The organism is Pseudomonas costantinii (genome assembly GCF_001870435.1).
Taxonomy (GTDB): Bacteria; Pseudomonadota; Gammaproteobacteria; order Pseudomonadales; family Pseudomonadaceae; genus Aquipseudomonas; species Aquipseudomonas costantinii.
This window is the reverse complement of record NZ_MDDR01000035.1, coordinates 291,087-316,236: the sequence shown is the minus strand read 5'-3', so window position 1 is coordinate 316,236 and position 25,150 is coordinate 291,087. Positions and strand designations below refer to the sequence as shown.

Below are 25,150 nucleotides of genomic sequence, written 5' to 3'. Positions count from 1 at the left end.
AAATGTTGACTCTCAAATGAGAATCGTTATGATTATCACAACTGGTCGCGAGATCAGCCGATAACTGAAAGACCATTGGTTCGGACTCTCAGATTATCTCCTCATCAGGCTAATCACGGTTATTTGACCCGGCTCTTGCCGGGTCTTTTTTTACCCGTGAAAAAGTTGACTTCAGCGCGCGATAATCAACGGATGCCCACGCTCCGGATGCGGTTGCACCAACACATCCAAACCAAACACAGCCTTGAGCGGATCCGGTCGCAAGACCTTTGACGGTATGTCCAAGGCATGTGGTCGCCCGTCCTCCAGCAACAAAATACGGTCACAGTAACGGGCCGCCAGATTCAGGTCATGCAGGATCACCAGCACCGCCGCGCCTCGATCGGCAAAGCTACGGACGGCTTGCAAGGTGGTGTGTTGATGCAGAGGGTCCAACATCGACGTCGGCTCATCCAACAGCAACGTCTGCCCCGCTTCACCCGGCCATAACTGCGCAAGTACCCGCGCCAGGTGCACACGTTGGCGCTCTCCGCCCGACAAGGCCAGATAACTGCGACCACTCAGGTGCCCAACATCAGCCGCATGCAAAGCTGCTTCGATGATTTCATCATCACGCACCCGACCTGTTTGATGGGGCAAGCGGCCCATGCCGACAACCTCTTCGACACGGAAGGCGAAATCCAGGGTTGAGGTTTGTGGCAACACTGCCAAGCGCTGGGCACGCTGTGAACCGCTCCAGCTCTTCAACTCTTGCTGATCCAGCCAGACCCTGCCTTGGTCCGGATGCAACTCCCCGCACAACGCACCGAGCAACGTACTTTTGCCGGCACCATTAGGCCCCAGCACACCCAACACTTCTCCCGGCAGCAGGTCTAGGGTGACGTCAGCCAACACGGTTTTACGACCGCGCCGGATCTGCAGCTCTTCCACTCGCAGCATCAGGCACGCCCCCGCAACAACAAAAAGAGAAAAAATGGCGCACCAATAAACGCGGTCACGATGCCGATCGGCAACTCCGCCGGCGCCAGGGCCAAACGCGCTACCAAGTCGGCAAACAGCAACAGGCTAGCGCCCGCCAGCACCGAAGCCGGCAATAGCACCCGATGATCCGGCCCCGATAGCAACCGCACCAGATGCGGCACCACCAGCCCGACAAATCCGATCATCCCCGCCGCCGCAACCGCCGCGCCCACACCCAACGCCGTACAGAAGACCAGCTCGCGCTTGAGCCCTTCAACATCAATCCCAAGGTGACTGGCCTCAGACTCACCCAGCAGCAACGCATTCAGTGCTTTAGCCCGACGAGGCAACCACAACGCCACACCGGCGCTCACCAGCAACAACGGCCACAACCGCGAATAGCTGGCGCCATTAAGGCTGCCCAGGTTCCAGAAGGTCAGGGTACGCAAGGTGGCGTCATCCGCCAGATAGGTAAACAACCCCACCGCAGAGCTGGCGAGCGCCGTGAGGGCGATACCGGCGAGCAGCATCGTCGCAACATTGGTCTGGCCGTTACGACGTCCCAGTCGATAGACAAGCGCCGTGACACCCAAACCGCCAAGGAATGCACACAGCGACAATAAGTACGGCCCGAACGCATCCGGCAACCCACCAAAAAAGGAACCACCAACGATGGCGATAGCCGCGCCCAACGCCGCGCCACTGGAGACGCCAACCAACCCAGGATCAGCCAGCGGGTTGCGAAACAGCCCCTGCATCGCCACACCCGACAACGCCAGCACGCCACCCACCGCCAGACCGAGCAACGTACGCGGCAAGCGAATCTGCCCCAGGATCAACTCAGCCTGCTCCAGCCCCTGAGCCTCGATCGGTACACCCATCAAGCGCAGGGCTGCCCTGAGCGTATCCAATAAAGGCAGGCTGACCGGCCCCAGGGCTAATGAGAGCCAGATCGCCAAAACACACAGCAGCGACAGACCCATAAACAGCGTTTTCGGCTTAACCAAAGTGGTCATGGGGCAGGTTTAGCCTGGGACGGATAAAACCCGGCGGACAGCTTCACCAGACTTTGCGGCAGGCGCGGCCCCAGCCCACCGACCAGCAAGGTCGGGTCCAGCTCAAACACCCGCCCATTCTTGGCTGCCGGCGTTGAAGCCAAAATCGGGTTTTCCTTGAACAAGGCCGCCCGCGCCGCGTCACCGGTAAGGGCTCGATCAGCAAACACCAGCACATCAGGACTCAACCCCGCCAGCGACTCCACCGAAAACGGCTTATAACCCGTGTGGGTCGCCAGATTGTGGCCACCCGCCTGTTGCAACATCCAATCGGCCGCCGTGTCTTTACCCGCAATCAGCGGCTTGCCACCCGCATGGCCCAGCAGCAACAGCACGCCCGGCGCCTTCTGCGTACCCTGGGCCTTGGCGACCCAGCTCTTCTGCTGCTCAAGCGCCTGCTCATATCCGGTAAACAATTCGTTGGCCTTGGCTTCACTGCCGAGCAATTTGCCCAAGTGCTGGAGGTTGGCTTTCAAGGTTGGCAAATCGGGCTGGGCCGAGAACATTTCCACCTGCACACCCGCACCGCGAATCTGCGCCAGGACCGGCGGCGGCCCCATTTCCTCGGTACCTACGAGGACTTGCGGGCGCAGGCTCAGGATGCCTTCAGCCGACAACTGCCGCTGATAACCAATGCTCGGCAACGCCTTGAGCGACTCCGGGTGCTGACTGGTGGTATCGACCCCCACCAACTTCGACTCAGCGCCCAAGGCCGTCACCCATTCCGACAGTGCCCCACCAGCGCTGACCCAGCGTTGTGGCAGTTCAGAGGCGTGTGCTCCGTGGTTGACCAGCAGTGAGGCAACAAGCGCAATAGCGCTGGTACTCAGGCGCATAACAGGGTTTCCTTCCAAGGGCAGGGCCGCTCAAGCACTCATCAATGTGACAGATAACCCCTGTCTGGCATCGTACTGAGCGCCCAGTCAGCTAACGGGCGAAGCCGGCATTTGATAATTGTTTGCATTTGAACGTCAAGGCACTTAAGGATTGAAATGAAGTTTCTCTGCCCCTCCGACACCCTCGCGCCAGACAGCAGCCTCGGCTTTGAGATCGACGGTTGCAAGCTGTTGGCCGTTCGCCGGGATGGCGTTGCCTACTTCTATATCAACCGCTGCCCGCACCGCGGTATCCCGCTGGAATGGCAGCCCGATCGCTTTCTCGATTCAAGCGCCAGCCTGATCCAGTGCGCCACCCACGGCGCGCTGTTTCTGATCGAAAGCGGCGAATGCATCGCCGGCCCCTGCGCAGGCCAAAGCCTCATCGCCCTACCCGGCCGCGAAGACGAACAGGGCCTGTGGGTTGAACTCTAGTCGCCCATCAGCACATCCAACCGACGGTCGACGTAAATTTCCTCAGGCGTGACCCGCACACCGTAGGCCAACACCTCCACACCGGCAGCCTTGGCTTCACGCAACGCGGCGGCGTAACCGGCGTCGATTTCCACCGCCGGGCGCACCGCATCGATCCCCGAGAGATTGACGCAATACAACTGCACCGCCCGCACACCTTCGCGTGCCAGGTGCGCCAGCTCCCGCAAATGCTTGGCGCCGCGCAGGGTTACCGCATCGGGAAAAGCTGCCACCGCCGAGCCATCAAAGCCTAGCGTGACGCTTTTGACCTCCACATACGCCGCCCCTTGTGGGTATTCCAGCCGAAAGTCGATGCGGCTTTTTTCCTGGCCGTAAGGCACTTCGCGCTTCAACGCAGTAAAACCGTTGAGCTCAGTGATGACCCCGGCGCGCAACGCTTCCTCGACCAACGGGTTGGCGCGCGCGGTGTTGACGCACGCCAGGCGGCCTTGCGGCGTTTCGGCAATTTCCCAAGTGCCTGGCAGCTTGCGTTTTGGGTCATCGGAACGACTGAACCAGACCTGGCCACCTTCCACCATGCAATTGAACATCGAACCGGTGTTCGGGCAGTGAATAGTCAGTAACTCGCCGGTAACGGTTTCGATATCGGCAAGAAAGCGCTTGTAGCGGCGAATCAGCCGCCCTTCTTCGAGAGGAGGATAAAAACGCATCAGCCTTGCCAGCTCCGCAAGCCACGGGCAATGCGCTCCACCGCCTCTTGTAGCCGATCGAGGTTTTGCGTGTAGGCAAAACGCACATGGTGACCGGCTTGATAGCGGCCGAAATCCAGCCCCGGGGTAAATGCCACGTGCTCGGTTTCGAGGAAGTGACGACAAAAGGCGAAGGCATCACCGCCGAACGCGCTGATATCGGCGTACAAATAGAACGCGCCCTCCGGCTCTACGGCGATACCAAAGCCCAGTTCGCGCAAGGCCGGCAGCAGAAAATCACGACGACGGCCGAATTCGGCGCGGCGCTCTTCAAGAATGCTCAGGGTTTGCGGGGTGAAGCAGGCCAAGGCTGCGTACTGAGCCATGCTCGGCGCGCTGATGTAGAGGTTTTGCGCCAGCTTCTCCAATTCACCGACTGCCGCAGGCGGCGCCACCAGCCAGCCCAGGCGCCAGCCGGTCATGCCGAAATACTTCGAAAAACTATTCAGGACAAAGGCATCGTCGTCGACTTCCAGCACGCTGGCGGCGTCGGTGCCGTAAGTGAGGCCGTGATAAATCTCGTCTACCACCAAGTGGCCGTCGCGCGCCTTGATTGCACTCGACAACCCGGCCAACTCGTCCCGCGTGAGGATCGTGCCGGTGGGGTTGGCCGGGGACGCGACCAACGCGCCCACACTGTCCTGATTCCAATGCTTGGCCACCAGATCGGCGGTCAATTGGTAGCGGACTTGCGGACCTACCGGCACCAACTGGGCCGCACCTTCTACCAAGCGTAAGAAGTGTCGGTTACAGGGATAACCGGGGTCAGCCAACAGCCAGTGTTTGCCCGGATCGACCAACAGACTGCTGGCCAACAACAAGGCGCCGGAGCCACCGGGAGTGATCAGAATTCGCTCAGGATCTACGCTGAGGCCGTAGCGTTGCTGATAAAAACCGCTGATCGCCTCGCGCAACTCGGGCAACCCACGGGCCGCGGTGTAGCGGGTTTTGCCGTTGGCCAACGCCGCCTGCCCGGCCTGGATGATCGGCTCGGCCGTGGTGAAATCCGGCTCGCCGATTTCCAAGTGGATCACGTCATGGCCGGCCGCCTGCAGCTCATTGGCTCGCGCCAGCAACGCCATGACATGAAAAGGTTCGATGGCGCGACTACGCGCACTGTAGGGCTGAGCCATTAGCCTTCCTTAACGGTGAGGACAAAATCAGGATTCTACCGAACCCGCGACGTAAAACATGTTCTATTGCCTGCTCGCCCCCTACGCGGTCCGGGCAAGCGCGTGCAAAACGACTAAAATCAACATTCGAGACGATACATTCCCAGCCACGGTGGGCTGCTAGTGTTTGCTACCCCCTTTACTGTGGGCCTCGACAACCGGGAGTGGCGCACCCCGAATCTATCTGGTAAGTTCGCCCGCTTGCAGCCGCAGGGCCGGCAGGTGTCGGTGACGTTGCAATCCTGCGCAATGGATTAGAAGAGTGAGAGGCGGTCTATTCATGTCCACCCAAGCAAAGCAACAGAGCATCAGCGGCTTCCAACCCTACGTTGAATCGAAGGGTGAGGAATACATGGGCAAGCCCATGCGCGAGCACTTCTCCAAAATCCTGAAGCAGTGGAAGCAGGACTTGATGCAGGAAGTCGACCGCACGGTTGACCACATGAAGGACGAAGCAGCCAACTTCCCGGACCCGGCAGACCGTGCCAGCCAGGAAGAGGAATTCGCCCTCGAACTGCGCGCCCGTGATCGTGAGCGCAAGCTGATCAAGAAAATCGACAAGACACTGCAACTGATCGAAGACGAGGAATACGGCTGGTGCGAATCCTGCGGCGTCGAGATCGGTATTCGCCGCCTGGAAGCCCGCCCTACTGCGGACCTCTGCGTAGACTGCAAAACCTTGGCTGAAATCAAGGAAAAACAGGTCGGCAAGTAATCCCTGCCGAACTGAACGAATGGGGCGTGCAAACGCCCCATTTTTGTTTCTGGCGTTTACCGATTTTCCAGTAGTATCCGGCCCATGACAGCCTCTACCTATATCGGGCGTTTCGCCCCCACGCCCAGCGGCCATTTGCACTTCGGCTCACTGGTCGCCGCCCTCGCCTCCTACCTCGATGCCCGTGCCAACCATGGCCGCTGGTTAATGCGCATGGAAGACCTCGACCCACCTCGAGAACAACCCGGCGCCCAGACGGCGATTCTGCATGCCCTGGAAAGCTACGGCTTTGAGTGGGATGGCGAACTGGTCCGGCAAAGCGAGCGGCATGACGCCTACGCCAAAGTACTGAACGACATGTTCAACCATGGCCTGGCATACGCCTGCACCTGCTCACGTAAACAGCTGGAGCCCTACAACGGGATTTACCCAGGTTTGTGCCGCAATGCGGGGCACGATCAGCAAGATGCCGCGATACGCCTGCGCGTCCCCGAACTTGAGTACCACTTTACCGACCGCGTGCAGGGCGAATTCCGACAGCATCTTGGCCGTGATGTAGGCGATTTCGTTATCCGTCGCCGAGACGGCCTCTACGCCTATCAACTGGCCGTGGTGCTCGATGATGCCTGGCAAGGTATTACCGATATCGTGCGCGGCGCCGACCTGCTGGACTCCACACCGCGCCAGCTGTACTTGCAGGAGTTACTGGGCCTGCGCCAACCGCGCTACCTGCACGTACCGCTGATCATCCAGCCGGACGGTAACAAGCTGGGAAAGTCTTACCGATCCCCACCGTTGGCGACCGACCAGGCCACGCCTTTGTTGTTGAGAGCATTGCGCGCTCTCGGCCAGCAACCCGGCGACGAGCTGCTTCACGCCAGCCCACGGGAACTGCTGGATTGGGGTATTGCGCACTGGGATGCTTTGCTTATCCCGCGCACACTCACATTGGCCGAAGCGCAATTGAGCTGAAGGCGCTTGCAGCTTGGCCACCATCCGTTACCATCGCCGCAGTTTTTTAATCAGAGGCCAACATGTACATCTATCGATTGGTCCTGCTGCTGGTCGTCGGGATCTACCTGTTTTCCCCCGCCATCATGGATTGGTGGATCGACGCCACAGGCGCCTGGTACCGCCCTTATCTGCTGTGGCTGATCCTGATCGTCGTGACCTTCATCCTGCAGAGCCAAAAAGATGCCGATGAGCTTTAGCCTCACCCAGATGCTGCTGATCAGCGCCGCCTACCTGGCTGCGTTGTTCGGCGTCGCCTGGATCAGTGAGCGTGGAATGATTCCGCGGGCGATCATTCGCCATCCCTTGACCTACACATTGTCCTTGGGCGTCTATGCCAGCGCCTGGGCGTTCTACGGCACAGTGGGTTTGGCCTACCAATACGGTTATGGCTTTCTTTCCAGCTATCTAGGGGTGTCCGGCGCCTTCCTGCTGGCACCCGTGTTGCTGTATCCGATTCTGAAGATTACTCGCACCTATCAGTTGTCTTCCCTGGCGGACTTGTTTGCCTTTCGTTTTCGCAGCACCTGGGCCGGTGCGCTGACCACCATCTTCATGTTGATCGGCGTGTTGCCCCTGCTGGCCCTGCAGATCCAGGCCGTCGCCGACTCCATCAGCATTCTGACTCGCGAACCCGTTCAACATCGGGTCGCCCTGGCCTTTTGCGCGCTGATCAGCCTGTTCACGATTTTCTTCGGCTCGCGCCATATCGCCACCCGCGAGAAGCACGAAGGCCTGGTATTTGCGATTGCCTTCGAATCGGTGATCAAGCTGATCGCCATCGGCGGCGTCGGCCTCTATGCGCTCTACGGCGTGTTCGACGGCCCGCAACAACTTGAACTGTGGCTGCTGCAAAACCAGACCGCCCTCGCCGCCCTGCATACTCCGTTACAGGAAGGCCCATGGCGCACGCTGCTGCTGGTGTTCTTCGCCTCGGCGATCGTGATGCCGCACATGTACCACATGACCTTCACCGAAAACCTCAACCCGCGCTCACTGGTCAGCGCCAGCTGGGGCTTGCCGCTGTTCCTGCTGCTGATGAGCCTGGCGGTGCCGCTGATCCTCTGGGCCGGCCTGAAACTGGGGGCGACCACCAACCCTGAATATTTCACCCTCGGCATCGGGATTGCCGCCAACAGCCCAGCCTTGGCACTCCTCGCTTACGTCGGCGGTTTATCAGCCGCCAGCGGACTGATCATCGTCACCACCTTGGCCCTCTCGGGCATGGCGCTCAACCACCTGGTGTTGCCGCTGTACCAGCCACCCGCTGAAGGCAATATTTACCGCTGGCTGAAATGGACACGCCGTGCGCTGATCGTCGCGATCATCATGGCCGGCTATGGTTTCTACCTGCTGCTCGGCGCCGGACAGGACCTGGCCAACCTGGGTATCGTCGCCTTCGTCGCCACCTTGCAGTTCCTGCCGGGCGTGTTGTCGGTGCTGTACTGGCCGACGGCCAATCGCCGTGGTTTTATCGCCGGGCTGCTAGCAGGCATCCTCGTGTGGATCGTCACCATGCTGCTGCCGCTGGTCGGCAACCTGCAAGGTTTCTACATCCCACTGCTGAACATGATCTACGTGCTGGACGACACCAGTTGGCACATGGCAGCGATTGCGTCCCTGGCTGCCAACGTGCTGATGTTCACCCTGATCTCGCTGTTCACCAACGCCAGCCCGGAAGAGACCAGCGCCGCCGAAGCCTGCGCAGTGGACAACGTGCGCCGCCCGCAACGCCGTGAACTGCATGCCGCGTCACCCCAGGAGTTCGCCACGCAATTGGCCAAACCCCTGGGTGCGAAAGCCGCGCAAAAGGAAGTCGAACAAGCGCTACGCGATCTCTATCTGCCATTCGACGAGCGCCGACCCTATGCGTTACGCCGCCTGCGTGACCGAATCGAAGCCAACCTGTCCGGGCTGATGGGCCCGAGCGTGTCCCAGGACATGGTGGAAACCTTCCTGCCTTACAAGGCCGGCGGCGAAAACTACGTGACCGAAGACATCCACTTCATCGAGAGCCGGCTGGAGGATTATCACTCACGTCTCACCGGCCTCGCGGCCGAACTCGATGCCCTGCGTCGCTACCACCGCCAGACCCTGCAGGAACTGCCGATGGGCGTGTGCTCCCTGGCCAAGGACCAAGAGATCCTGATGTGGAACAAGGCCATGGAAGAACTGACGGGAATCGCCGCTCAACGTGTGGTCGGTTCGCGCCTCAATACCCTGGGAGACCCATGGAAAGAACTGCTGCAAGGTTTCATCAACCTGCCTGACGAGCATTTGCACAAACAACATTTGGCCCTCGATGGCCAGACCCGTTGGCTCAACCTGCACAAAGCTGCCATCGACGAACCCCTGGCACCCGGTAACAGCGGTTTGGTGTTGCTGGTAGAAGACCTGACCGAAACCCAGATGCTCGAAGACAAGCTGGTGCACTCCGAGCGCTTGGCCAGTATTGGCCGCCTGGCAGCGGGGGTAGCCCATGAAATTGGTAATCCGATCACCGGTATCGCCTGCCTCGCGCAGAACCTGCGGGAAGAGCGCGAAGAAGATGGCGAAATCACCGAGATCAGCGGGCAAATCCTTGAGCAGACCAAGCGTGTCTCGCGCATCGTGCAGTCGCTGATGAGCTTTGCTCACGCGGGCGCCCATCAGAACCAGGACGAGGCTGTGTGCCTGGCTGAAGTAGCGCAAGACGCCATTGGGCTGCTGGCCTTGAACCGGCGCAATTTCGAAGTACAGTTCTTTAACCTGTGCGACCCGGACCACTGGGTTGACGGCGACTCACAACGCCTGGCCCAAGTACTGATCAACCTGCTGTCCAACGCCCGCGACGCAACGCCGGCCGGCGGCGCGGTACGCGTCAAGACCGAGGCTTTCGAACATACGATCGATCTGATCGTTGAGGATGAAGGCAGCGGCATTCCACAGAACATCATGGACCGATTGTTCGAACCCTTCTTCACCACCAAGGATCCAGGTGAAGGTACCGGTCTGGGCCTTGCACTGGTCTATTCCATCGTTGAAGAGCATTATGGACAAATCACCATCGACAGCCCGGCTGACATTGAAAGCCAACGCGGCACCCGTATTCGGGTGACCTTGCCGCGTCATGTCGAAGCGACGTCCGCTGTGAACTGAGACCGTCGAGAGAATTGAATCAATGCCGCACATTTTGATCGTCGAAGACGAAACAATTATCCGCTCTGCCTTGCGTCGCCTGCTTGAACGTAATCAGTACCAGGTCAGCGAAGCCGGCTCGGTGCAGGAAGCCCAAGAGCGATTCAGCATTCCCACGTTTGACCTGGTTGTCAGCGACTTGCGCCTGCCGGGCGCGCCGGGCACCGAGCTGATCAAGCTTGGCCAAGGCACCCCGGTGCTGATCATGACCAGCTACGCCAGCCTGCGTTCGGCAGTGGACTCAATGAAGATGGGCGCGGTGGACTACATCGCCAAGCCCTTCGACCACGACGAAATGCTCCAGGCCGTAGCCCGCATCCTGCGCGACCGTCAGTCGGCCAGCAGTTCGCCCGCCGAGCAGCGCCCAGCCGGTAAAGCCGCCGATAAGCCAGGTGTCGACAACAGCAACGGCGAGATCGGCATCATTGGCTCCTGCCCACCGATGCAGGACCTGTACGGCAAGATCCGCAAAGTCGCGCCTACCGACTCCAATGTATTGATCCAGGGCGAGTCGGGCACCGGCAAGGAACTGGTAGCCCGAGCGCTGCACAACCTGTCCAAGCGCGCCAAGGCACCGATGATCTCGGTGAACTGCGCGGCGATCCCCGAATCCCTGATCGAGTCCGAACTGTTCGGCCACGAGAAAGGCGCGTTTACCGGCGCCAGCGCCGGGCGGGCGGGTTTGGTCGAGGCGGCAGACGGCGGCACTTTATTCCTCGACGAAATTGGCGAACTGCCTCTTGAAGCGCAGGCGCGCTTGCTGCGCGTATTGCAGGAAGGTGAAATTCGCCGCGTAGGTTCGGTGCAATCGCAGAAGGTTGATGTTCGACTGATCGCGGCTACCCACCGTGATCTGAAGAGCCTGGCCAAGATCGGCCAGTTCCGTGAAGACTTGTACTACCGCCTCCATGTGATCGCCCTCAAGTTGCCGGCCCTGCGTGAACGTGGCGCCGACGTCAACGAGATCGCTAACGCATTCCTGCTGCGTCAGAGTGCGCGCATCAACCGTACCGACCTGAAGTTTGCCGCGGACGCCGAGCAGGCGATTCGGCATTACTCGTGGCCAGGTAACGTGCGAGAACTGGAGAACGCGGTCGAACGCGCGGTGATTTTGTCGGAGAGCCCGGAAATTTCTGCAGAGCTGCTGGGTATCGATATTGAGCTCAGTGACTTGGAGGACGACGACTTCATCGGTCTGGCCCCGCAACAGGGCGGTGGTAGCAATACCAGTCATGAGCCGACGGAAGATTTGTCGCTGGAAGATTACTTCCAGCATTTCGTCCTTGAGCATCAGGACCACATGACCGAAACCGAACTGGCTCGCAAGCTGGGCGTGAGCCGTAAGTGCCTGTGGGAACGGCGCCAGCGCTTGGGCATTCCACGACGCAAGACCGGGGTGGCCAGCGAGAGTTGAGGGTGTGCCCCCACAGGTAACACCCTCAGATGTGAAAAAACTGTTACCGCTAAATTTTCACGTAACAAAAGCCGGGGCTTACGGTAACGAAGCCCCGGCTTTTTTTCGCCTGCTGGAAACCCGAAACCACCTCAACCCCCCGGTTTTGCTGGGCGGTACAAAAGTTGGCACGCACCCTGCTATATGCTTAGTACAAAAACAATAACAAGCTTTGTACAAGACAATAAAAATAAGACGAATCGACTCACGCATAACAAAAACAACACGGCGGAGGCGCAGCTAACTGATTCTTTTGGAGAGGCGTTGCATTTGGGGCTTGCCCCGCAACCAGGCCGAGAACAACAAAAACTGCCCTAAGGCAGAGCCTGAACTGGTTGGATCGTAGATCAGCAACACAGCGACCAAAGCAATCCGTTTGCTCTTGACTCCCGATTGGGAGTGTCATGAAGGTGAAGCTTCATGGCGAGGGCGATCAACAAAAACAAGAAGCCCGCAACCAATAATAAAAATAGAGCACGCAACTACTTCTGGGGGAGCTTCGGCTCCCCTTGTAGTTTCCGGCATTTAACGTTTTAAGGCTTATGGCGCAAGGCCTGCAGCTTGTTCCTACACCATCCCCCGACTAAATGCTAGAATCCCCGCCCATCATGCGGTCATTCTTCGTTATGGCCGAACATTCCTTCAAACAGTGCATCCCATGCTGAAGAAGTTGTTCCAGTCATTCCGTTCCCCCTTGCGTCGTACGCAACACATTCGCAGCACGCCTGAAGTGCTTAACAGCAATCAGCATTCATTGCAGCGCGCTCAATTCAGCCGTTATGCGGTGAACATCGTCGAACGTTTGCAGAACGCCGGCTACCAGGCTTATCTGGTGGGCGGGTGCGTGCGTGACATGCTGCTCAATATCACGCCGAAGGATTTCGACGTCGCCACCAGCGCCACGCCCGAGCAAGTGCGAGCCGAATTCCGCAATGCGCGGATCATCGGCCGCCGCTTCAAGCTGGTGCACATTCACTTTGGTCGCGAAATCATCGAGGTCGCGACCTTCCGCGCCGGCCACCCGCAAAACGATGAAGAGGAAGACACCAATCAGTCTTCCCGCAACGAGAGCGGGCGCATCCTGCGTGACAATGTCTACGGCACCCTGGAAGAGGACGCGCAACGCCGCGACTTCACCATCAACGCCCTGTATTACGACCCGGTCAGCGAGCGCATCCTCGATTACGCCAATGGCGTACACGACATCCGCAACAACTTGATCCGGCTGATCGGCGACCCGACTCAGCGTTACCAGGAAGACCCGGTGCGCATGCTGCGAGCGGTGCGCTTTGCCGCCAAGCTGAACTTCGGTATCGAGAAACACACCGCCGCGCCGATTCGCGAGTTGGCGCCGATGCTGCGGGAAATCCCGTCGGCACGCCTGTTCGAAGAAGTGCTCAAGCTGTTCCTCTCGGGTTATGCCGCCGACACGTTCGAAATGCTCGTCGACCTGCAGTTGTTCGACCCACTGTTCCCGGCCAGCGCCGAGGCTTTGGAACACAACCCGACCTACACCCACACCCTGATCAGCGAAGCGTTGATCAACACCGATCTGCGCATCAAGCAGAACAAACCGGTGACCCCGGCGTTCCTGTTTGCCGCACTGTTGTGGCCAGCCCTGCCAAAACGCGTACTGCGCTTGCAGGACCGAGGCATGCCGCCAATCCCAGCCATGCAGGAAGCCGCTCACGAGCTGATCGCAGAGCAGTGCCAGCGCATCGCTATCCCGAAACGCTTCACCATGCCGATCCGCGAGATCTGGGACATGCAAGAGCGCCTGCCCCGCCGCAGCGGCAAACGCGCCGATCTGCTGCTGGACAACCCGCGTTTCCGTGCCGGCTACGACTTCCTGCTGCTGCGCGAAAGCGCCGGCGAGCAGACCGACGGCCTGGGCGAATGGTGGACCGATTATCAGGACGCCAATGACAGCCAGCGCCGCGACATGATCCGTGACCTCGGCAGCAAAGGCGATGGCGCCGGCGAAGGCCCGAAAAAGCGCCGTCGCAGCTCCAGCAGCAAGCGTAAGCGCAGCGCAGATACCTCGGGCGCAGCGGGCGAATAAACGTGGAGCGTATCTACATCGGCATGGGCAGCAACCTGGCTGCCCCTGATCAGCAATTGCGCAGCGCCGCCCGGGCGTTGTCGTCATTGCCGGGCACCACCGTCGCTGGCGTGTCCGCGTTCTATCAAAGTGATTCGCTGCTTGCGGGCCAACCGCGCTACACCAATGCGGTTGCAGCGCTGGACAGCAGCCTTGCGCCACTGGAACTGCTCGACGCGCTGCAAGCCATCGAGAACGACCAGGGCCGCGAACGCCTTGAGCGTTGGGGCCCGCGCACCTTGGACCTGGACATCCTACTGTTTGGCAATCGACTGATCGACGAGCCGCGCCTCAAGGTGCCTCACTACCAGATGCACCTGCGGGCGTTCGTGTTGTACCCGCTGGCCGAACTGGCGCCTGCCACCTTGACACTGCCCGACGGCCAAACGCTCTGCGAGCTGCTACTCGCTTGCCCGTTTGTCGGCCTGGAGCGCATCGCACCAGCTGAATCGCATCAGTAACAGCGGTAACACCCCACTCGTAACAATGCGGTAACACATCCAATTGACTTCCCGTGTCCTCATCACGACTATAGGCGTCCCGCTGCCGCCTACCCGGCGCTAAAGGGCGCAATCCAGGCCTTATAAGCACTGCTCTCAAGACAGTGCGCCTGTATAAACGAAGACTCACGCGCGTTACTCGCTGTTTCCAAGCGCCTGAATGAGGACCCTTTTCATGCCAGACATTACCCTGACCACCTTGCAGAGCCTCAAACTCAAAGGTGAAAAAATCACCATGCTGACCTGCTATGACGCCACCTTCGCCCACGCCAGCTGCCAGGCGGGTGTCGAGGTGTTACTGGTGGGTGACTCCCTGGGCATGGTTCTTCAAGGGAATGACAGCACCCTGCCTGTTACCACCGATGAACTCGCTTACCACACTGCCAGCGTCAAACGCGGTAACGACGGCGCTTTCATCATCGCCGACCTGCCGTTCATGGGTTACGCCACTGTTGAACAGACCCTCCATAACGCCGGTAAGCTGATGCAAGCCGGTGCGCACATGATCAAAGTCGAAGGCGCCGTGTGGCTTGCCGAATCGATCCGCCTGCTGGCTGAGCGCGGCGTGCCGGTGTGCGTACACATGGGCCTGACCCCACAGTCGGTGAACATCCTCGGCGGGTACAAGGTTCAAGGCCGCAACGAAGCCCAGGCGCGTCAGATGCGTGCAGATGCGATCGCCCTGGAGCAAGCGGGCGCGGCAATGATCGTGCTTGAATGCGTGCCCAGCGAACTGGCGGCAGAAATCACTCAAGCCGTTAAAGTGCCGGTGATCGGTATCGGCGCCGGTTCGGACACCGACGGCCAAGTGCTGGTAGTGCACGACATGCTCGGCCTGTCGATTTCCGGCCGCGTACCGAAGTTCGTGAAAAACTTCATGGCCGGTCAGGACAGCATCCACGCCGCGTTGAGCGCTTACGTCAGCGAAGTCAAAGCCGTTACCTTCCCTGGCGCTGAACACGGATTCTCTGCATGAACACCGTTAAAACCGTACGAGAACTGCGGGCCGCCGTCGCCCACGCCCGCAGCGCCGGCAAGCGCATTGGTTTTGTGCCCACCATGGGCAACTTGCACAGCGGTCATGCCACACTTGTGACTAAAGCAGCCCAGCAATCGGATTTCGTGGTCGCCAGTATCTTCGTCAACCCGCTGCAATTCGGCGCCGGTGAAGACCTGGACAAGTACCCGCGCACCTTGGCCGCCGACCAGGAAAAACTCCTGCAAGCCGGCTGCAACCTGTTGTTCGCGCCCACCGTCGAGGAAATGTACCCCGGCGGCATGACAGGCCAGACCCGCGTCAGTGTGCCGCAACTGTCTGAAGGTCTCTGCGGCGCCAGCCGTCCCGGGCACTTCGAAGGTGTGGCCACGGTGGTCAGCAAACTGTTCAACATGGTCCAACCGGACATGGCTGTGTTTGGCCAAAAGGACTACCAGCAGTTGGCAGTTATCCGCGCGATGGTCCATGACCTGAACATGCCGATCCAGATCATCGGCGAGCCTACTGTACGTGCCGCCGACGGCCTCGCGCTGTCATCGCGCAACGGTTACCTCACTGAAGAACAACGTGCCATCGCCCCGGTGCTGTACCGCAGCCTCAGCCAGATTGCCGCCGCGATCAAAGGCGGTGACCAGGATTTCGCCAAGCTGCGCGCCGAACAGATCCAACACATTGAGGCCGCAGGACTGCGCCTGGACTACCTGGAAGTGCGCCAAGGCGTGCATCTACGTCCGGCCACGGCTGAAGATCGCGATGTGGTGATCCTAGTGGCCGCCTACCTGGGTGCTACTCGCCTGATCGACAACCTGCACCTGAACCTGGCCTGACCACCCCCCGTTTTTCTCACATCAAAAACAGCCCAGCTGTTGCCCTGCCCGCTGCGCCGGTATAAAAAAGTACCGGCTACAGCGCAGACAAAGCCAAGACATATCGACACGCTAGGTTTAATGTAATCGCCCTGCGCTATGGTTAGCGCTGTCCGAGACCCAGCCCTTGATGAAAGACTGGACGTTCCGGACTTTAAAGTGTCCTAAAGGCAGTCCCCGTAATAAAAGGAAACCCGCAGCGATGGCGTACTACCGCACTCCTCATGACGTTACCGCTCTGCCCGCCTGGCAAGCGCTCAATCAACATCGCCAAGCCATGCAGGATTTCAGCATGCGCGAAGCGTTCAATGCCGATCCTCAGCGTTTTTCCCAATTCACCTTGAGCAGCTGCGGACTTTTCCTCGATTACTCGAAAAACCTGATCACCAGCGAGACCCGCGACCTGCTGGTGGCCCTGGCCAAGGAAGTCAACCTCAAGGGCGCGATCGACGCGCTGTACAACGGCGAGCCGGTCAACTCATCCGAAGGCCGCCCTGCCCTGCACACCGCCCTGCGTCGCCCAGTGGGTGACAAGCTGTCGGTCAACGGCGTGAACATCATGCCGGACGTGCACAAGGTGCTGAACCAGATCACTGACCTAGTCGGCCGCATCCACGACGGCCTGTGGCGTGGCTACACCGAGAAGCCGATCACTGACGTGGTGAACATCGGCATCGGTGGCTCGTTCCTCGGCCCGGAACTGGTCTCCGAAGCGCTGCTGTCCTACGCCCACAAAGGCGTACGCTGCCACTACCTGGCAAACATCGACGGCAGCGAGTTCCACGAGCTGACCATGAAGCTGCGCGCCGAGACCACACTGTTCATCGTCTCGTCGAAATCCTTCAATACCCTGGAAACCCTGAAAAACGCCCAGGCCGCACGCGCCTGGTACCTGGCCCAGGGTGGCTCGGAAGCCGAGCTGTACCGCCACTTCATCGCCGTGTCGAGCAACAACGCGGCGGCTGTGGCCTTCGGTATCCGTGAAGAAAACATCTTCCCGATGTGGGACTGGGTCGGCGGCCGTTATTCGCTGTGGTCCGCCATTGGCTTGCCTATCGCCCTGGCCATCGGTATGTCCAACTTCAAGGAACTGCTGTCCGGTGCCTACACCATGGACCAGCATTTCCAGAACGCACCGTTCGAACAGAACATGCCGGTGCTGCTGGGCCTGCTGGGCGTGTGGTACGGCAACTTCTGGGGTGCGCAAAGCCATGCGATCCTGCCGTACGACCACTACCTGCGTAACATCACCAAGCACTTGCAACAGCTGGACATGGAGTCCAACGGCAAGAGCGTGCGTCAGGATGGCACGCCGGTGTCCACCGATACCGGCCCGGTGATCTGGGGCGGTGTAGGTTGTAACGGTCAACACGCTTACCACCAGTTGCTGCACCAGGGGACCCAACTGATCCCGGCCGACTTTATCGTGCCGATCGTCAGCTTCAACCCGGTGTCCGACCACCATCAGTGGCTGTACGCCAACTGCCTGTCCCAAAGCCAGGCGCTGATGCTCGGCAAGACCCGCAGCGAAGCCGAAGCCGAACTGCGTGAGAAGGGTATTCCGGAAGCCGAAGTGCAGAAGTTGGCACCGCACAAGGTGATCCCGGGCAACCGCCCAAGTAACACCCTCGTGGTTGAACGCATCAGCCCACGCCGCTTGGGCGCACTGGTCGCCATGTATGAACACAAAGTGTTCGTGCAGAGCGTGATCTGGGGTATCAACGCGTTCGATCAGTGGGGCGTGGAGCTGGGCAAAGAGCTGGGCAAAGGCGTATACAACCGCCTGACCGGCGCCGAAGAAACCTTGGCTGACGATGCGTCGACCCAGGGCCTGATCAACTACTTCCGCGGTCGTCACCGCGGCTAAAGTCGGTCAATCAAGGCCAGCGTTCGTTTGGACGTTGGCCTTGAACCCTCCCCCCACTGCGTGCATCTTTATCACTTGTCGCTAAAACAAGAATAAGGACCGCTCATGTTCGATATCAGCACATTCCCCACCGCCGATGCCGTCCGCCGGGCTGCGCAACTCAGTCAAGAGGACTACCAGCGCCTCTATCGCCAATCCATTGAGCAGCCGGATACCTTCTGGGCCGAACAGGCCAAAGGGTTTCTCGACTGGATCAAACCCTGGCACACCGTTCAAACCTCAGACATCCACACTGGCGCCGCCCAATGGTTCGCCAGTGGCCAACTGAACGTCAGTTACAACTGCATCGACCGTCACCTGGCGCATCGCGCCGATCAGCCAGCTTTCATATGGGAAGGCGATGATCCTGCAAAATCTTCCAAAATCACCTACCGCCAACTTCATCAAAACGTCAGTCGCCTGGCCAATGTGCTGAAAAGCCGTGGCGTGAAAAAAGGCGACCGGGTGTGCATCTACATGCCGATGATCCCGGAAGCCGCCTACGCGATGCTGGCCTGCACTCGGATGGGTGCAGTGCACTCGGTGGTGTTTGGTGGGTTCTCGCCGGACGCCCTGCGCGACCGTATTCTCGACGCCGACTGCCGCACCGTGATCACCGCCGATGAAGGCGTGCGCGGTGGTAAGCCGGTGGCGTTGAAACAGAACGTCGACAAGGCCTTGGCCAGTTGCCCGAACGTCAGCACGGTGCTGGTGGTGGAACGCACGGGTGCGGATCTTATCTGGGTAAAAGACCGCGACCTCAAGTATCAACAAGCCCTGGACGCAGCCAGCGACGACTGCCCGCCCGAACCGATGGACGCCGAAGACCCGCTGTTCATCCTCTACACCTCCGGCAGCACCGGCAAACCCAAAGGCGTGCTGCACACCACCGGCGGTTACCTGCTGCAAGCCGCAATGACGTTCAAGTACGTACTCGACTACCGCGACGGCGAAGTGTTCTGGTGCACCGCGGATGTCGGCTGGGTCACCGGCCACAGCTACATCGTGTATGGCCCACTGGCCAATGGCGCCACCTCGTTGATGTTCGAAGGCGTGCCGAGCTACCCGGACAGCTCGCGCTTCTGGCAGGTGATCGACAAACATCAGGTGAATATCTTCTACACCGCGCCAACTGCACTGCGCGCCTTGATGCGCGAGGGCCACGGCCCGTTGGAAAATACGTCACGCGCCAGCCTGCGCCTGCTGGGCAGCGTCGGCGAGCCAATCAACCCGGAAGCCTGGGACTGGTACTTCAACGCCGTGGGCGAACAACGCTGCCCGATCGTGGATACTTGGTGGCAGACCGAAACCGGCGGCATCATGCTCAGTCCCTTGGTCAGCGCCCAGCGCATCAAACCTGGCTGCGCAACCCAGCCGATGTTCGGTGTGCAACCCGTGCTACTGGATGAAAAAGGCAACGTAATCATCGGCGCAGGCAGCGGAATTTTGGTGATCAAAGCCAGTTGGCCAGGGCAGATCCGCAGCGTCTACGGCGACCCACAGCGCATGATCGACACTTACTTCAAACCCTACCCAGGCTACTACTTCACTGGCGATGGCGCGCGACGCGATGAAGACGGCGACTACTGGATCACCGGGCGCATCGATGACGTGATCAACGTGTCCGGCCACCGTATCGGCACCGCTGAAGTGGAAAGTGCTCTGGTGTTGCATGACCAAGTGGCCGAAGCCGCCGTCGTGGGTTACCCCCATGATGTCAAAGGCCAAGGCATCTACGCGTTCGTCACGCCGATGAAGGGCGTCGAGCCAAACGATGAACTGAAAAAACACCTGCTTGACCTGGTCAGCAAGGAAATCGGCAGCTTTGCCAAGCCGGAACTGATCCAATGGGCGCCGGCCCTGCCAAAAACCCGCTCCGGCAAGATCATGCGCAGAATTTTGCGCAAGATCGCCTGCAATGAACTGGACAGCCTCGGCGATACCTCGACCCTGGCCGACCCAAGCGTTGTAGATGGCCTGATCGACAAACGCCTGAATCGATAGGAAAACCCGAGCCGCCATGGAATTTATCCGCAGCTGTATCGAAACCCAGCTGATGAGCCTCACAGGCTTGTCGTTGGGCCAACTGGACCTGGAAAACCCCAAGGGCGATCCAGGCCTGTTCGGACCGGACTCGGTCAGTTGGCAAGTCCATGGCGACTTCAGCAGCATGCTCATCGGCGGCATCAGCGCCTTGATGCTGCAAGCCTTGCACCCGCTGGCCCTGGCCGGGGTATGGGACCATTCGAATTTCCGCCAGGACATGCTCGGGCGTTTGCGGCGTACCTCGCAGTTTATTTCCGGCACTACCTTCGGCTCACGCAAAGACGCCGAATGGTTGATCGAAAAAGTGCGCACCATTCACCTGCAAGTGGTCGGGCATGCTCCGGATGGGAGGCCCTATGCGGCTAGCGACCCGGAGCTGCTGACTTGGGTGCATGTGGCCGAAGTCAGCAACTTCCTGGCCGCGCACCTGCGTTATCGCAACCCACACCTCTCAGGTCGGGACCAGGATCGTTACTACAGTGAAATTGCCTTGGTCGCCGAACAACTGGGCGCTCGGCATGTTCCACGTTCACGGCAGGAAATTTCAGATTACCTGGCACGCATTCGCCCACAATTGCTGTGCGACGAGCGCAGCCGCGAAGTGCTGCGCCTGCTGGTCAATGCGCCCGCCCCCAGCACCTTGGCCAAGCCATTTGGCAGCCTGATGATGCAGGCCGGGATCGACCTGCTGCCGGACTGGGCAAGCACTTTACTCGAACAACATCAAAGCCCGCTGCAACGCCAGATGATCCGCGCAGGGGTGAGGCGCAGTGCTCCGTTGCTGCGCTGGGCAATGCGCAATGGTTCGGTGCAACGCGCCCATCGGCGGATGGGGTTGATGTAGACGGCGGCTTATAGCTGTTAAACTCCGCGCCCGCATTTCCCTCATTTACCAGCAAGCAAGGCGCGCTCTATGTCTCCCTTGAATCAGGCGCTGCGCGCCGCCCTCGATCATCGCCAAGACCTGATCAGTGAGCTGCATGCCCAGGGCACCGACTGCTACCGCCTGTTCCACGGCAGCCAGGAAGGCGCCGGCGGCCTGACAATCGACCGCTACGGCCCGCAACTGCTGGTGCAGAGTTTCCACCAGTCCCTGGAAACGGCGGACCTGTTGGACCTGCATCAACTGATCAACCAGTACATCGGGCTCGAGCTGCTGCTGGTCTACAACGATCGCTCCCGTGGCAACTCGCGAATCGACCGTGAAGACACGGTGTACCGTGCAGAACCTGCCGCACTGGAAGACTTGGTCGGCCACGAATGGGGCCTCAATTACCGTGTACGTGGGCGTCACGCAGGGCAAGACCCGTTGCTGTTCCTCGACCTGCGCAACACCCGCGGCTGGGTCAAAAACAACAGTGCCGGCAAAAGTGTGTTGAACCTGTTCGCCTACACCTGCGGCGTGGGCCTGAGCGCGGCAGCCGGTGGCGCCCGCGAGGTGTGCAACCTGGACTTCGCCGAAGGCAACCTGGCGGTTGGGCGCGAAAACGGCCTGCTGAATCCGCAATTACCGGCAATGAATTTCGTGCAGTCCGACTACTTCCCAGCGATTCGCCAGCTGGCGGGCCTGCCGATCACCCAGCGTCGCGGCCAAAAACTACCGAGTTATCCGCGCCTTGAGCAACGCCAATATGACCTGGTATTGCTCGACCCACCGGCCTGGGCCAAGAGTGCCTTCGGCACCGTCGACCTGTTGCGCGACTATCAAAGCTTGCTCAAGCCCGCGTTGCTGGCGACCGCCGATAATGGCGTGCTGATCTGCTGCAACAACCTGGCGAAGGTCAGCATGGATGACTGGCGTGAACAGGTGCTGCGTTGCGCAGAAAAAGCCGGTCGCCCGGTACGCGACTGGCAAATCATGACGCCGGGGGTCGACTTTCCCTCACAAGACCAGCAGCCGCCGTTGAAAACGCTGATTCTGCAACTGTAAGACTTGTCTCAAAAAGCCAAGCTCTTCGGAACCGAAAACCCGTGCCATACTCCAAGGCACTCTCGTTCGACATAGATGGCGTCACCCATGCCCAAAGGATTGATTCGCGCCATAGGCGCCTTGTTGACTGCCCTTGCTCTGTACAGCTTGCTGGGCTTTTTGATTCTGCCGGGCATTGCCCTTCGCATTGCCAACCAACAGTTGGCCAATTACGCCACGGTGCCGGCGCGCATCGAGCGGATTGAGCTCAACCCGTTCAGCCTGGAGCTGACGCTGTGGGGCCTGAAGATCGGCGATCCCGGCAAGGAACAGATAGGCTTCGAGCGCCTCTACGCCAACTTGCAGATCGACAGTCTCTGGACCCTCGCCCTGCACCTGGCTGATATACAACTGGACAAGCCAAAGACCGAGCTATTGTTCGACAAGTCCGGCCAACTGAATCTGGCGCAGTTATTTAAACTGCCTCCAAGTGAACCAACCCCGACCGATCCAAACGCCAAACCGTTCCCACTGCGCATTGACCGCATTCAACTGGCGGGCGGTTACGTACACTTTCAAGATTTACGCCCCAGCGAACCCATCGAGTTTCTCTACGACAAACTCGACTTCGAGCTGAAAAACCTCAGCACGTTGCCAGAAGACAACGCCGACATGACCTTGGTGGCCGCCGGCCCAGAAGGTGGACAAATCGACTGGAAAGGCAATTTCAGCCTGGAGCCAATCACCTCCGAGGGCACGCTGAAAGTCACCGATGGCAAGATGAAAGCCTGGTGGCCGTATGTACGTGACGCTGTACCACTGGTGCTTGAAGACGGTGTGCTCAACTTCAGCACCAACTACAAATTCAGCCTGGCCAAAGAAACTGAACTGAACCTGACTAACACTGCAGCCAGCATCGCGCCTTTTGCTATCAAGGCTCCGGATGGCCGGCCTTTGGTGCGCCTGGAACGCCTGGACGTCAGCGACACCACGGTGGACCTCGCCAAGCAGCAGGTCATTGTCGGCAAAATTCGCAGTAACAAGCTGGAAACCTGGGCTGCCCGCGAGGCCGATGGGCAACTGGACTGGCAGAAATTGTTCGCCAGCCAACCGAGCAAGCCAGTCGCCAAGGCGCCGGAACCTGCCACCACACCCGCAACCGCCGATTCACCAAAAGTTGAACCCGCAGCGCCCAGCAAGCCATGGCAAGTGCTGCTCAAGGATGTACAGCTTCGCAACTACCAAGTGCATCTGGCCGACCGCCAAGTCAAACCTGCGGTAGCGCTGGAGCTGGGCCCGTTGAACGTCGACGTGCAGAACTTCGACAGCCTTAATCAGAGCCCCTTTACCTTGAAGGTCGACACCGGTCTGGGCAAGCAAGGCAAGATCCTGGCAACTGGCGAGGTCAACCTCAACCCGGTCAGCGCCAAACTGAAGGTAAACACTCAGGACATCGACCTGCGGGTCGCTCAGTCCTATATCAGCCCTTTCATTCGCCTGGAACTGCGAAGCGGCATGCTGGGTAGCAATCTGGATGTGAACCTGAAAAGCACTGAGCCATTGGCCCTTCAGGTCACCGGCCGCGCTCAGGTCGACCAACTGCATACCCTGGACACCCTCAAGACCCGTGACTTCCTCAAATGGCAGCGCCTGGTGCTGGAGGGCGTGAACTATCAGCATGGCCAAAGCCTGTCGATCGACAAGGTTAACCTGCAGCAGCCGTATGCGCGTTTCATGATCAACGATGACCGCACCACCAACATCGACGACTTGTTGATTCCGCAACCGGCCAACAGTGGCGCCAAATCAGCGGCCAAGCCTGTGGCAAGTAAAGACAAACCTTTGGCCATTCATATCGGACAGATTGCGATCAATGACGGCTCGGCCAACTTTGCAGACTTCAGCCTCACACCCAACTTCGCCACTGCCATTCAACAACTCAACGGGCAGATCGGTACGATTGACAGTCGCCAGGCCAAACCGGCCAGCGTCGACATCAACGGCAAGGTGGATCGCTACGCGCCAGTGACCATCAAAGGCAGCGTGAACCCGTTTGACCCGATGGCGGCGCTGGATATCGCCACCAGCTTCAAACGTGTCGAGCTGACGACATTGACGCCGTATTCCGGCAAATTTGCCGGTTTCCGAATCCGCAAAGGCCGCCTCAATCTCGACCTGCACTATGTGATCACCAAGGGCCAATTGAAGGCCGAAAACAAAGTAGTGATTGAACAACTGCAATTGGGTGAAAAAGTCGACAGCACCGATGCCGTGGACCTGCCGATTCGCCTGGCGATCGCGCTGCTCAAAGACAGCGACGGAAAAATTTCCATCGAGCTGCCAGTGACCGGCGACTTGAACAACCCGCAATTCAGCGTGATGCCGATCGTTTGGCAGACCCTGCGCAACCTGGTGGTACGCGCAGCGACCGCGCCGTTCAAGTTTATAGGTGGGCTGCTGACCGGGGGGGGCTCGGAAGACCTGGGTAATGTGTCCTTCGCCGCTGGCTCCAGCGATTTGAGCAAGGACGCCGAAGGCGCTCTGAACAGCTTGGCAAAAGCGCTGAAAGAACGCCCAGCCCTGCGCCTGGAAATCGAAGGCACGGCCGCCGCCAGCAGTGATGGCCCGTTCCTCGCCGCGCAACGCCTGGAACGTGAATATCAATACAACTACTACAAAATCCTTCAGCGTCGTGGCGACAAAGTCCCGGCCCAAGCGTCGTTGCTTGTCGTACCTGAGAAGGAAAAGGCGCCATTACTGGAAGGCATCTACCGTACCCGCCTGAAACAGCAACCACCGGCCGAATGGAAGGACCTGAGCAGCGATGACCGCACCGCGAAACTGCGCGACGGGATAATCAAGTTCTGGAGCGCCAGTGATGTTCTGCTGCGCCAGTTGGGCCAGGACCGGGCCAGCACCATCAAGGACTACCTGGTGGACAAAGGCCAACTGGAGGATGACCGGGTGTACTTCATTGATGCAAACCTGGGGCAGGCAGAGAAGGATGGTCGAGTGGTAACACCGATGCATCTAGATGCTGAGTAACCGGCGACCAGCACAAATCTAAATGTGGGAGCGGGCTTGCCCGCGAAGGCGGTGGATCAGTCATGTAGATGTCGACTGACACTCCGTATTCGCGGGCAAGCCCGCTCCCACATTTGATTTTCATATACCTACGAAATGTATTTCTTCCCACAATAGAACAGGCCCCGACACAAGTGCC

Annotated in this window: 20 protein-coding genes; 15 read left to right on the top strand and 5 right to left on the bottom strand. The window is 59.5% G+C overall.

Going from position 1 to position 25,150, the window contains the following annotated elements:
- Positions 1–171: 171 nt before the first annotated feature.
- From BFL40_RS20140 to BFL40_RS20130, 3 genes are read right to left on the bottom strand one after another with little or no spacing between them, the layout of a single operon-like run.
- Positions 172–939, bottom strand: coding sequence for a heme ABC transporter ATP-binding protein (locus tag BFL40_RS20140; protein WP_071485585.1), 768 nt, complete (start codon positions 937–939; stop codon positions 172–174).
- On the bottom strand, positions 939–1,976 hold the full coding sequence (locus tag BFL40_RS20135) for a FecCD family ABC transporter permease (RefSeq protein WP_071485584.1): 1,038 nt from the start codon (positions 1,974–1,976) through the stop codon (positions 939–941). Before BFL40_RS20135 ends, BFL40_RS20140 begins: the two co-directional genes overlap by 1 nt.
- Positions 1,973–2,851: a heme/hemin ABC transporter substrate-binding protein gene (locus tag BFL40_RS20130; protein WP_071485583.1), complete on the bottom strand. Its 879-nt coding sequence runs from the start codon at positions 2,849–2,851 to the stop codon at positions 1,973–1,975. The genes BFL40_RS20135 and BFL40_RS20130 overlap by 4 nt, the downstream gene beginning before the upstream one ends.
- 156 nt (positions 2,852–3,007) lie before the next feature.
- Here BFL40_RS20130 and BFL40_RS20125 point away from each other — a divergent pair, with 156 nt between their 5' ends.
- On the top strand, positions 3,008–3,325 hold the full coding sequence (locus BFL40_RS20125) for a Rieske (2Fe-2S) protein (protein WP_071485582.1): 318 nt from the start codon (positions 3,008–3,010) through the stop codon (positions 3,323–3,325).
- On the opposite strand, the gene sfsA is transcribed toward BFL40_RS20125, so the two are convergent.
- The gene (gene sfsA / locus BFL40_RS20120; protein WP_071485581.1) at positions 3,322–4,035 is read right to left on the bottom strand and encodes a DNA/RNA nuclease SfsA; all 714 of its coding nucleotides are present in this window, start codon (positions 4,033–4,035) and stop codon (positions 3,322–3,324) included. The genes BFL40_RS20125 and sfsA overlap by 4 nt on opposite strands.
- Positions 4,035–5,207, bottom strand: coding sequence for a pyridoxal phosphate-dependent aminotransferase (locus tag BFL40_RS20115; RefSeq protein WP_071485580.1), 1,173 nt, complete (start codon positions 5,205–5,207; stop codon positions 4,035–4,037). Before BFL40_RS20115 ends, sfsA begins: the two co-directional genes overlap by 1 nt.
- A gap of 319 nt (positions 5,208–5,526) precedes the next feature.
- On the opposite strand from BFL40_RS20115, the gene dksA reads away from it, so the two are divergent.
- From dksA to BFL40_RS20050, 14 genes are all read left to right on the top strand, one after another.
- Positions 5,527–5,961 carry an RNA polymerase-binding protein DksA gene (dksA, locus tag BFL40_RS20110; protein ID WP_005791430.1) on the top strand — a complete coding sequence of 145 codons (435 nt, stop codon included), beginning with the start codon at positions 5,527–5,529 and terminating at the stop codon, positions 5,959–5,961.
- Between the two features lie 84 nt (positions 5,962–6,045).
- Positions 6,046–6,933 carry a tRNA glutamyl-Q(34) synthetase GluQRS gene (gluQRS, locus tag BFL40_RS20105; protein ID WP_071485579.1) on the top strand — a complete coding sequence of 296 codons (888 nt, stop codon included), beginning with the start codon at positions 6,046–6,048 and terminating at the stop codon, positions 6,931–6,933.
- A gap of 62 nt (positions 6,934–6,995) precedes the next feature.
- Entirely contained in the window at positions 6,996–7,172 is a 177-nt protein-coding gene (locus tag BFL40_RS33825; protein ID WP_003176118.1) for a hypothetical protein, read from the top strand.
- The gene (locus BFL40_RS20100; protein ID WP_162493875.1) at positions 7,156–10,110 is read left to right on the top strand and encodes a sensor histidine kinase; all 2,955 of its coding nucleotides are present in this window, start codon (positions 7,156–7,158) and stop codon (positions 10,108–10,110) included. Before BFL40_RS33825 ends, BFL40_RS20100 begins: the two co-directional genes overlap by 17 nt.
- 22 nt (positions 10,111–10,132) lie before the next feature.
- On the top strand, positions 10,133–11,563 hold the full coding sequence (locus BFL40_RS20095; RefSeq protein WP_071485577.1) for a sigma-54-dependent transcriptional regulator: 1,431 nt from the start codon (positions 10,133–10,135) through the stop codon (positions 11,561–11,563).
- A 697-nt stretch (positions 11,564–12,260) separates the two neighbouring features.
- Positions 12,261–13,664, top strand: coding sequence for a polynucleotide adenylyltransferase PcnB (locus BFL40_RS20090; RefSeq protein WP_071485576.1), 1,404 nt, complete (start codon positions 12,261–12,263; stop codon positions 13,662–13,664).
- Positions 13,665–13,666: 2 nt separating this feature from the next.
- Positions 13,667–14,164 (top strand): 2-amino-4-hydroxy-6-hydroxymethyldihydropteridine diphosphokinase, encoded by a 498-nt coding sequence (folK, locus tag BFL40_RS20085; RefSeq protein ID WP_071485575.1) that lies wholly within the window; start codon positions 13,667–13,669, stop codon positions 14,162–14,164.
- A gap of 214 nt (positions 14,165–14,378) precedes the next feature.
- Positions 14,379–15,179 (top strand): 3-methyl-2-oxobutanoate hydroxymethyltransferase, encoded by an 801-nt coding sequence (gene panB, locus BFL40_RS20080; RefSeq protein WP_071485574.1) that lies wholly within the window; start codon positions 14,379–14,381, stop codon positions 15,177–15,179.
- Positions 15,176–16,027, top strand: coding sequence for a pantoate--beta-alanine ligase (panC, locus tag BFL40_RS20075; RefSeq protein WP_071485573.1), 852 nt, complete (start codon positions 15,176–15,178; stop codon positions 16,025–16,027). The genes panB and panC overlap by 4 nt, the downstream gene beginning before the upstream one ends.
- Before the next feature lie 241 nt (positions 16,028–16,268).
- Positions 16,269–17,933: a glucose-6-phosphate isomerase gene (gene pgi / locus BFL40_RS20070; RefSeq protein WP_071485572.1), complete on the top strand. Its 1,665-nt coding sequence runs from the start codon at positions 16,269–16,271 to the stop codon at positions 17,931–17,933.
- A gap of 105 nt (positions 17,934–18,038) precedes the next feature.
- Entirely contained in the window at positions 18,039–19,976 is a 1,938-nt protein-coding gene (acs, locus tag BFL40_RS20065) for an acetate--CoA ligase (protein ID WP_071485571.1), read from the top strand.
- Between the two features lie 16 nt (positions 19,977–19,992).
- Positions 19,993–20,862 carry an oxygenase MpaB family protein gene (locus BFL40_RS20060; protein WP_071485570.1) on the top strand — a complete coding sequence of 290 codons (870 nt, stop codon included), beginning with the start codon at positions 19,993–19,995 and terminating at the stop codon, positions 20,860–20,862.
- Between the two features lie 69 nt (positions 20,863–20,931).
- Positions 20,932–21,948, top strand: coding sequence for a class I SAM-dependent rRNA methyltransferase (locus BFL40_RS20055; protein WP_071485569.1), 1,017 nt, complete (start codon positions 20,932–20,934; stop codon positions 21,946–21,948).
- Between the two features lie 87 nt (positions 21,949–22,035).
- On the top strand, positions 22,036–24,972 hold the full coding sequence (locus BFL40_RS20050; RefSeq protein WP_071485568.1) for a DUF748 domain-containing protein: 2,937 nt from the start codon (positions 22,036–22,038) through the stop codon (positions 24,970–24,972).
- Positions 24,973–25,150 lie beyond the last annotated feature (178 nt).